At 41.0% G+C, this 10,251-nt stretch carries 10 protein-coding genes; 3 read left to right on the top strand and 7 right to left on the bottom strand.

What is annotated here, in order from left to right:
- The 7 genes from lipS2 to ndk all read right to left on the bottom strand — a co-directional run.
- On the bottom strand, window positions 1-851 hold an 851-nt coding region (lipS2, locus tag AC3LHT_RS05230; protein ID WP_488662179.1), incomplete at its 3' end, for a LipS2 family lipoyl synthase.
- Window positions 852-919: 68 nt separating this feature from the next.
- Complete coding sequence (locus AC3LHT_RS05225; protein WP_488662178.1) at window positions 920-2,398, bottom strand: 5'-nucleotidase C-terminal domain-containing protein; 1,479 nt, start codon at window positions 2,396-2,398, stop codon at window positions 920-922.
- Between the two features lie 326 nt (window positions 2,399-2,724).
- Entirely contained in the window at window positions 2,725-3,996 is a 1,272-nt protein-coding gene (locus AC3LHT_RS05220) for a glucose-1-phosphate adenylyltransferase (RefSeq protein ID WP_290646666.1), read from the bottom strand.
- A gap of 15 nt (window positions 3,997-4,011) precedes the next feature.
- On the bottom strand, window positions 4,012-5,124 hold the full coding sequence (gene glgD / locus AC3LHT_RS05215) for a glucose-1-phosphate adenylyltransferase subunit GlgD (RefSeq protein ID WP_488662177.1): 1,113 nt from the start codon (window positions 5,122-5,124) through the stop codon (window positions 4,012-4,014).
- Between the two features lie 17 nt (window positions 5,125-5,141).
- Entirely contained in the window at window positions 5,142-5,957 is an 816-nt protein-coding gene (locus AC3LHT_RS05210) for a zinc dependent phospholipase C family protein (RefSeq protein WP_488662176.1), read from the bottom strand.
- 6 nt (window positions 5,958-5,963) lie between these two features.
- Entirely contained in the window at window positions 5,964-7,145 is a 1,182-nt protein-coding gene (locus AC3LHT_RS05205) for a class I SAM-dependent rRNA methyltransferase (protein ID WP_290666002.1), read from the bottom strand.
- A complete protein-coding gene (ndk, locus tag AC3LHT_RS05200; protein WP_488662175.1) occupies window positions 7,145-7,591 on the bottom strand; it encodes a nucleoside-diphosphate kinase in 447 nt (148 codons plus the stop codon). Before ndk ends, AC3LHT_RS05205 begins: the two co-directional genes overlap by 1 nt.
- Window positions 7,592-7,702: 111 nt before the next feature.
- Here ndk and AC3LHT_RS05195 point away from each other — a divergent pair, with 111 nt between their 5' ends.
- The 3 genes from AC3LHT_RS05195 to AC3LHT_RS05185 form a co-directional block, all read left to right on the top strand.
- The gene (locus tag AC3LHT_RS05195) at window positions 7,703-8,743 is read left to right on the top strand and encodes a hypothetical protein (RefSeq protein WP_488662174.1); all 1,041 of its coding nucleotides are present in this window, start codon (window positions 7,703-7,705) and stop codon (window positions 8,741-8,743) included.
- On the top strand, window positions 8,736-9,623 hold the full coding sequence (locus tag AC3LHT_RS05190) for a PSP1 domain-containing protein (protein WP_290646677.1): 888 nt from the start codon (window positions 8,736-8,738) through the stop codon (window positions 9,621-9,623). The genes AC3LHT_RS05195 and AC3LHT_RS05190 overlap by 8 nt, the downstream gene beginning before the upstream one ends.
- An 83-nt stretch (window positions 9,624-9,706) precedes the next feature.
- Window positions 9,707-10,251: 1-deoxy-D-xylulose-5-phosphate synthase N-terminal domain-containing protein (locus AC3LHT_RS05185; RefSeq protein ID WP_488662180.1), on the top strand; the 545-nt coding region annotated here is incomplete at its 3' end.

The raw sequence follows: 10,251 nt of genomic DNA, 5'->3' as shown, positions 1-10,251 counted from the left end.
CTTTCATTGTAAAAAGGTCGGGTGCATCCCGGACATCCGGAAGTCTTAAAAGCCTCACTTAAATTTACAGAAGAAACATCGATTCCAAAGTCGATGAGTTTTTCTTCCTCATTATAAAGAAATTTCCCGTAATATTTCTTCGGGTCTTTTTTTAAAAGGTATCTTGCAATTTGAATAGTTCGATATGCCCTCATATCTGGTTGAGGGAGTCTTTCCAGTGCCGTTCCCTTTACAGGCGTAAATGAAAAAAGGCCAACTTCAATGTCTCGAGTATAGCACTGGTATATAAAGTCTATCACGTCTTTTTCTCTTTCGCCTAATCCAACAATTACGTGGGTCGATACTCTACCTTTAAACTCCTTTGCAGCATTGAAAAGTAGCTCTATGTGCTTTTCATAATCTCCACCCCGGTACTTTTTGAAAAGCTCAGGTGAGATAACATCCACAGCTATACCTATTCTCTCTATTCCTTGTGAAAAATAGGTTTTGACTTCTTCCATATTTTGAGGTCTTACTGATAGAGATATAGGGGTTTTTAGCCGCGAGAGTTTTTCGATCAGAATGAGGGCTTCTTCTTTGTATCCTTTACTTGATACCGTCTGAATGCAAAATCTGGAGAAAGGATTTTGCTTCTTCAATGTCTCAAGAACAGCTGATAACTCATATTGGGGCCATACCATTCTTGATAACCTGGAAGTATCTGCTTTGGACTTTCTTGCCTGAGCACAGTAAAGGCAGTTGAAAGTGCAACGATTGCCAATCATGAAATATGCTGTCGGCATGGGAATTGTGAATCTAAATTTTTTTAAACCGAGTTTTGCTGCAGTGCCAGCTGAAAGTCTTATATGCAAAAAAATCCCTCCACAAATATAATAGGGGCTCGCGCCCCTATTATATTACAGAGTTTGCTGCTTACATTTTATTCTGTTTGAACTTTTATTACTCTTGGTGCATCGTCATACTCGGTGATCGGGCTAATTTCAGAAATGTAGTTCATAACAACATCTGCAAGCACGAATCCTGTATCGTAGCCTTCAAGATCTTTTAGCATGGAATAGCCATCTCCGCCTGCGGCTAAGTAGTTATTGGTTGCGAGTGTGTAAACCTTTTCAGGATCAAGGGTTTCGCCATTGACTAGCACATCTTTGATTTCCCCATTTTCTATTTTGTAGCTAAGGCCTGATACCTGTGGCCTTGCACCTTTTCCTGCTGGAATAGTTGCAGTGTATTCCAGAACATCCATAAGCTGTTCCCCTGTTAATTTGGCAATGTATACCGTGTTTCCAAAGGGGAGAACAGTGAGGACGTCTCTGTAAGTTATTGGACCGGGATTTATGGAAGCTCTTATGCCACCAGCGTTTGTAATAACTAAATCAGCGCCTGTTTTCCAGAGCATAGCATCTGCTATCAAATGCCCAAGGTTGGTATCCTGGTTTCGGATAATATCTCTGGTACCTTCCAACAGGATCTTGGTTTCACCTACAACAGTGTCAAGCTTTTCGTTTCCGAGTTTCTTAAAGTAATCAAGTACCGTGGAAACAGCAAAATCTGGAGTTATATCGGCGAGCTTTATTGGAATAGCTTTGTAGCTAACGAAGGTTATTGAACCATTTTCAACATCGAGATCGAGTTTTCCAAGGTATTTTCCCCATTCGCCTGCTGATACAACGAGAGTACCATTGATAACTTCGGGTTTTTCGTATAGAGTATGACTGTGGCCATCAACAATAACATCGATTCCATCAACCTGTTCCGCGAGTTCGTGAGAATTAACTCCTTTTATGGGTTCTGCGTCGCCAAGATGTAACAATGCGATTACAATATCCGCTTGTTTTCTAAGCTGTGGTACCAGTTCTTTGGCTACCTCCACAACGCTCTTCCATTCGTAGTCCTGGGCATAAAGAGCCTCCAGAATCTCTGTCTCTTCTGCCGTGAAGCCGATGATGGCAACCTTCAAATCTCCGACTTCCTTGATGACGTACTGAGTAAAAGCGGGTTCCCCATCTTTATAAATGTTAGCGCTCAAAAATGGGAAGTGAGCCCAGTTCATTTGTTTCGCTAATACTTCAGGAGGATTGTCAAATTCGTGGTTTCCCAATGCCATAGCATCAAGTTTCATCAAATTGAGCGCAACGATATCAGGAGCTGCGTCAATAAGGTCAGATTCAGGGACCCCAGTATTCAGGTCTCCAGCGTGGAGAAAAACTGTATTGGGATTCTCGGCCCTAAATTGGTTTACAAGGGTCGCAATAAGCGCAAAACCGCCAATATCTGGGTTTTTGTACTCACTGAAAGTCCATGCATGTCCATGAGTGTCGTTAATGTGGAGAATAGTGAGCTTCTCTGCCATTACAAAGACCGAAAGAAGCACTAAAAGTAGTACTAGAAGTTTCTTCATTTTTACTTCCCCCTTTCTCAAAATTGGAATTGGAATATGAGATATTGCTGATAAACTGAAATTCGAGAAACAAACTGCCTGATGTTGCTGTTGCATCAATAATCTTTGCATTTCCGCTTTTTCCAAGTGATAAATCGCGCTCTTTCTCAATAATTATACACCTTATAGGTGAAGTAGATGAATAGGCAAAGGACAGAGAATCAAGAAAAAGATGTAATGAATCAGTCAGTTGCTTCTCTACCGAAAACTCAAGATGGGAAATACTGACAAATCCGAGGAAGCAAAAAGAAGCAACAAGCAATCCGATTAATAACCATAAAACAGCACTACCGTTCTTCTGGATAAAGAATTTCCCCAGAAGGCACCTCTCCCTCGAATTGTTTTTCTCCCACGTGATTCCATATTGCGGTGTTTTTCCCGACTAATACATTATCTGGAATTTTCACATCAGACCCCACAATGACCAGACCACCATTGTATATTTCTGGAGACACTTTGTTAGGCTTTTCTTCTCCAAAACCAAGTTGTACACTGTTGCCTATTATTGTCCTTTCAGAAATAATGGCCTTTTCAATGGTGCAATGCTCTCCAATGATGCAATTGGTCATTACCACTGAATCCCTTATGATTGAGCCTTCGCCAATATGAACACCTTGAAAAAGTAATGAATTTTCCACGGTGCCATATACTTCACACCCCTCGCTAATGAGGGAGCTCCTTATTTTTGCTTCTGGTGAAAAATATGCAGGTGGATATTCCTCTGTGTGAGTGTAAAAGCGCCAGGTTGGTTCATGAAGATTCAGCCCTGGAACCGGCCTCGTCAATTCGAGGTTTGATTCCCAGTATGCTTGTAGAGTTCCAACATCACGCCAATAGCCTTCAAAGTTAAAGGCATAAAGCTGACCGGAATTGTCAGAAATAATTCTCGGAATGATATTCTTGCCAAAATCATGAGCGCTGTTAGGGTCACGGGCATCTTCTATGAGTTTTACTTTCAAAAAACTCCAGTTGAAAACGTAGATACCGAGCGAAGCGAGATTTGATTTTGGTTGTTGAGGTTTTTCTTGAAATTCCATTATTCTGCCTTCGAAGTTCGCAATCATCAATCCAAAACGAGAAGCTTCGCTCATCGGGACTCTCATGCATGCGATTGTGCCGTCTGCTATCTTGGAGAAATGGAAATCAATTATTTCATTGTAATCCATAGCGTATATATGATCTCCGGAAAGGACAAGAATAATTTCGGGGTTGAACGAATCTATGAAATCGATATTTTGATATACAGCGTTTGCAGTTCCAGAGTACCAATCAGCATCGCTGCGCCCTTGAAATGGAGGAAGCATGACTACTCCACCATCTTTGCGATCTAAGTCCCAGTGCCTTCCGATTCCGATATGCTTGCTCAAAGCATGAGGGCGGTATTGAGTTAATATTCCCACATTGAAGATATCCGAATTAACGCAGTTACTCAATGTAAAATCTATAATCCTATATTTGCCACCAAAGGGAACTGCTGGTTTGGCAATTTCGTCTGTTAACAATCCCAGTCTTGTTCCCTGTCCGCCGGCCAGAATCATCGCAACTACATTTTTGGTCATTCCATCACCCCGTTATTAAATAACTCCGGATTTTTCGACTACAGCAGGGTTTTCAGGACTTCCCGATAATTTCCTGCCTGATCTGATTCTGGAGTTCTTATCCATGATGACATTCTCCAGCCTTGCGCCTTCTTCGATAACACAGTCTTCCATGATTATGGAGTTTTCAATAACTGCACCAGCTAATATTCTCACATTCCTGAAAACCACCGAATTTATAACCGAGCCAGAGATAATAGACCCATCACTTACCAGGGCATTTGTTACCCTTCCCGTTGTGGTTACCTTGGGAGGAGGCAGGTCCTTCAATTTTGTGTAGATCTTCCCGTGCTTATAGAAGAGTTCTTCTCTAATTTTATGATTAAGTATATCGAGATTGGTCTTGAAATATATAGCAACATCTGCTGTTAGATTTCTCCAGAATCCTTCAAACCTGTATTCCATGACCTTTAAGGAACTCAAATTTGCTGAAATTACTTCTACAAGGTTATCTTTTCCTTCTGGAACGCAGGAAAACAACAGCTCTCTCAATAAAAATTTGTTTATGAAATATATTCCGGCTGATTCTCTTAGCTCTTCTTCATTAATGTCGAAAGATTTTGTATCTTTATACCAGCCGGTAACTCGTCCTGCATTGCAACTGATGACTTCTTTAGAGGATTTGCTGAAAGGTATGGTAAGTACGGTTATATCCGCACCGTTGTTTATATGAGCTCTGAAAAGCCGTTGAAAATCCATCTTGTATATATGATCCCCTGAACCTATGAGAACGAAATCTTCATTTCCCCTCTTTAAGATGGTCATATTTTGAAAGATTGCATCCGCTGTTCCTTTGTAGCCAATGGTCTCACTGGAAAGCCGGAAGAAAGGTTGTAGAAAGAACAAGCCTCCTTGTTTTCTGTCAAGATCCCATTCCTTGCCAGAACCAATATGATCCATAAGGCTTCTGGGGCTATATTGAGTGATTATTCCCACTTTTGAGATGCCAGCATTCACCATGTTACTCAGAGTGAAGTCAATAGCCCTGTACTTTCCAAAAATGGGCAATGCGGCACTGGCTCGAATGTCTGTAAAGGGGCGCAAATTTGCACCTCTTCCGCCGGCTAATACCAGACCAAGTACTTTCACAGGAATCACACCCCTATTTAGTAATCAACACAGGGGAGGTTTGTCATAAAAGAAAGGTCGGGAACATCGGGAGGCATAGAATATTTCAGAGAATTCCCTATCAATTTTTTTGATTCTTCTACCGCTTGCTCGAAGAGATCCAGAAAGGTATTTCTGCTCTCCCAACCTGTGGTTGGATGAAACCACGAACGCTTATTCAGGTTTAACACGTCCATGCCATCGTATCCACCGTATTTTACCTCGCCAGAAAGCCTTTTCAACAACCGACCGAAAATGCTTAGAAAGCCTCCACCTTTTTCTTCACTTTGTATAAAAATCCTTGTGTCATAAACGGCTTCTGAAAAGCTAATATTATCTATTTTGAAGAATTCGTAAGCGATCTGAAAATAAAGCTCCTCGAGTTCTGGTGGCAACTCATGGGGAATTTTATCGGCAAAACTTATATCTGAAAGCGGTTTTCTTAAAACGCGCTTTACCATTTCAGCATCTATCGCCTTTTCAAATTCGTAATGCTTAGAACCGCTTCCAACCTGTGAGATAACGTAAGGATGGGTTAGCCTATCAAGGGTATGGTGACATATCAGGCCATAAACATACGCTCTTCGGGTTTTGAAAAGCTCTTTTACGACTGTGTGCAAATATTTCCCGCATTTTTGAGAGTGGAGTTTATTCCCTAACATCAAATATTCTGGGTTGTCCGGGACATAATAAAATACATTGGGTCCAAGAAGCCCAAGGACGAATAATCCGGTTTCTTCTTCACTTTTGAAATCAAATCTCAATTCTCTTAGAACCCGGGTGCCATGAAGATAGTGCGTCCAGTAATCAGGCACTACACTTCACCTCTTTTCCACGACCGCCCATAAGCATTTTAAATAAAGAGTTTCAGGAATTTGAAATAACCAGGGATGATCTCTGGACTGATAAGTAACCCCGAGAAACCTATAAAATATACCTTTATCGGTAGAAGCTTTACGTAGCGCTTCCACGAGATGATCGAGTGTAAGATTATACGCGCAGCTACAAAGCCCAATTACACCCTCATTCCTAATTGCCTTAAGACTATTATTCACAAGCCTTTTAAGCAATTTTATTCCTTTTGGAATTTCGTGCTTTCCCTTGATTAGCGAAGGAGGGTCTATGATTACTATATCAAATTGCTCTCTTTTTTCCAAGGTCTCCAGATAATCGAAAGCATCTGATTGAAGAAATTCGATCTTCTTTGAAAGATTATTCAATGCAGCATTTTGTTTTCCGAGTTCAAGATCAAAACTGGATTTATCGACTGCGGTTACTTGCGCGCCACTCAAAGCCATATTCAATGCGAATCCGCCAGTATATGTGAAAAGATCCAGGCCCCTTCTAAGGGCAAATTCTGACACAATTCTTCGCGCAAAAAGCCTGGAATCTCGTTGATCATAAAAAAAGCCGGTTTTCTGGCTTTTGACAACATCTACAAGATATGATATTCCATTTTCCTTGATGGTAAGCGAAGCTGGTGGTTCAGCGCCATAAAGAAGTCCAACATTCCTCTGGATCTTTTCACCAACCTGCATCTGAAAATCGCTTCTTTCATATACCGTAATGGGGCTTACTATATCTATGAGATGTTTTATGATTTCATTTTTGAAAAGTTCCATAATAGCGTTGCGAAACTGGACTACAATGATATCACCATAACGGTCAGCTATAAACCCCGGAAGCCCATCAGCTTCGCTATGAAAAAGGCGGTAATAGGGTTCAGTGAACGTTTTTTGGCGCCAATTTACGGCTTTTATCAAGCGTGAAAGAATAAATTCACCGTTGATAGGCTCTTCCTTAGTTGTTAAAAACATGATGCTCCTGTGCGAAAAGGGGTTATACAAACCTTTGCCAATAAACCTGTACTCGGAAGAGAAAACGTTAACCTCACTTCCCAAAAAAGCATTCCCTTGGAGCTCTTCAACTTCATCTCTGAAAACCCAGGGATAGCCATTGAGCAACTTGCGCTCTTGGCTTCTCTTAAGACGGGCTATTAGCATTAAAAATGCTCCTCCAAAAGCAATGGGTAATCAAAGATTTCTTTTTCGTCAAAAAAGAGTGAAATTTCGCGCCTAGCACTTTCAGGGCTATCAGAGGCATGCACGATATTCTTTCTCACGGAAACAGCGAAATCCCCGCGAATCGTTCCGCCACTGGCTTCCAGTGGATCTGTGCTTCCTATTGTATGGCGCACAAGCCTAACCGCGTGAGGTCCTTCCAGAATCATAGCGACGATGGGACCGTTGGTAACGAATTTTATAAGTGGTTCATAGAAGTTTTTTCCTTTGTGTTCCGCATATAATGCTTCTGCCTGTTCCTGATTTAACCAGAGCATTTTTAGGGCAACGATTTTCAATCCCCGACGTTCGAACCTTCTTATAACTTCTCCAACCAACTGCCTTTGAATGGTATTAGGTTTCAAATATACAAATGTTCTCTCTTCCATTTGTTCCCCTCCCTGTTCTTATTGTTTCATATACTGAAAGAAGATACAAAAATTCGAAATCATCCAAGAAAATATACCATATTCCTTGAAATATTCCGTTATAATTAAAATATGATTATTTCCAAAGAAATAGCTGATAAGATTTTTAAGTTAATATTAGAAGGCAACGGCACCAGTCTGGCTTTGATTGGTGAACAAGTTGCGTTGCTCAAAAAAGCTGCTCTTGAAATTGTTGAGAACGAGTTGAACTGGAGTGAGCGACGGTCGGTTGAAGATCTTCTGATTGTCGAACCTTCTGGTGGAAATATAGGCATAAAGGAAATCAAGAAACTTGAGCATTTTTTCATGCATAAACCTCTGGAGGGGAAACGCAAGTACGCGATTGTATACGAAGCCGAAAGGGTAACAACTGAAGCGGCTAACGCTTTCCTGAAGTTGTTGGAAGAACCTCCTGAATATGCTGTAATACTTCTAACCAGCACTTCATGGAATTCAATGCTTTCGACAATCAGAAGCAGATGCTTTGCCTTTGATATAAAAACACCTCTGGAACCAATGGAAAAGCTGAAAATGAAGTACATGGAAAAAGTAAAATACATCCATGGCGCTTGCTTCGAAGATTATGAATTGCTCGAATTCTGTTTGCATAATGATGTCACCGACATTATCAAGGAACTGATTGAGTACGAATCCCTTGAATTTCAAGAACTTTTAAAGGCATTAACCGAACTCGAAAAAAACGGGTTTGATGAAGGAAAATCTTTGAAATTGCGGAAAATTCATGTGGAAATTATAAGAAGATTTCTTAAAAAAGGAAATAAAGGTTTTTTTTCCATGTTCCGTGCTCTAAGAGATGCTTTGAATATTGGAGACGCTTTTCTGAACATACGCAAATTTGTGAAAACTCTTAGGAGCGTGGTTCAAGATGCGCTCATCATTTCGCATACATCATTCTGGAACAGAATCGTTAACCTTGACCTGTTAGAATGGCTGATGGTACTCGTTGATTCAGGATTCTATCTGGATGAAGAAGATTATCTTTGGATAAATTCTTTTGTAAGAAGGAAAATTTCTTCCCTGAACAAGGACCTGGTAATACATAGAGCTCTTTTTATATTGGTGAGAAGTATCTGGAGGGATGAATATGCCTGAGATATATGGAAATGTTTGTGGAGTTGAATTTCACCCGGTTGGAAAATTGTATCTCTTCACTGTGGACAACCAGAATCTAAAGCCGGGAGATAAAGTAATTGCGGAAACCGAGTTTGGTCTTGATGTGGGAACTGTGCGCCATGCCCCTGTAAAAATGCGTATAGATCAGATTGAAGATATAAAGCCGATATTGAGAAAGATGACAACTGAAGATGAGGAGAAGCATAAGAAAAATCAAAAAGATTCAAAAGATGCTTTTGAACAATGCCTTAAGAAAATCAAAGAACACCAGCTTCCCATGAGGTTGCTTGAGGCCAGATATATGTTTGACAGGTCGAGAATAGTTTTTTATTTTGGTGCCGATAGTCGTGTCGATTTCAGAGAGCTGGTGAAAGACCTTGCGAGGATGTTCAAAATCCGAATAGAACTCAGACAGGTTGGAATAAGAGACGAAGTGAAAATGAAAGGAAGTATGGGACTTTGCGGCCAACTGGCTTGTTGTGTTAGGTTTAAGCGGGAATTTGAGAGCATAACCTTGAAACATGCGAAAAAGCAGCAATTGCTCATCAACCCAGCAAAAATATCCGGTCGCTGCGGAAGATTGCTATGCTGTCTCGCTTATGAACAGCAACATTATGAAGAAGAACTTCGGGACATTCCTGATGAAGGCTCTTTGATTGAGTACGATGGAAAAACCTGCAAACTATTGAATGTGAATATATTCCTGAAGCAAATCTCTATGGTAACTGACGAAGGAAATATAATAAAGGTTCCATTCGATGAATTCAGGAAAAAACAAGGACTTGTGATTGGAGAAGTTTCACCAGAAGAACTCATAAAGAACAAAGACGAAGATATTCGCATCGATGAGGAGGGATGAAAGTGGACCGATCAAAACTTTCTTCTGAAGAGCTAAGAAAGCTGGAAGAGTTGGGAATTATTTGCCGCGGAGATATCCTGAAAATGACTACGGTTGCGCAGTCAGGCCATCCGGGAGGTTCGATGTCTTCCATAGATATTTATCTTACCGTGTACAAGTTTGCGAATATAGATCCCAAAAACCCCTTTGCACCTGATCGTGACAGAGTAGTTGTGAGTCATGGACATACATCACCTGGAGTCTATTCTGCTTTAGCAAGATTGGGATTTTTCAATATCGAGAAAGTTATAACGGGCTTCAGACACCCTGGATCGATTTTCGAAGGTCACATAACGAGAGGAATCCCCGGTATAGAATGGACAACTGGAAACCTCGGACAGGGTCTATCAGCCGGTGTGGGTATGGCTCTTGCCGCAAAACTCTCGAAAAGGGATTACCATGTTTTCACTCTTATGAGTGACGCGGAACAGGCAAAGGGACAGGTTGCGGAAGCTCGGAGAACCGCCGCAAAATACAAGCTGGACAATCTTACTGTGGTTGTTGATTATAACGACGCGCAGATTTCAGGCCGCGCCTTTGATACAATGCCAGTAAACATAAAAGGTGATTACGAAGCTGACGGTTGGAA

It is taken from the genome of Kosmotoga sp. (genome assembly GCF_982836095.1).
Note: the sequence above shows the minus strand (reverse complement) of the source record. Positions and strands in the feature narration are given on the sequence as shown.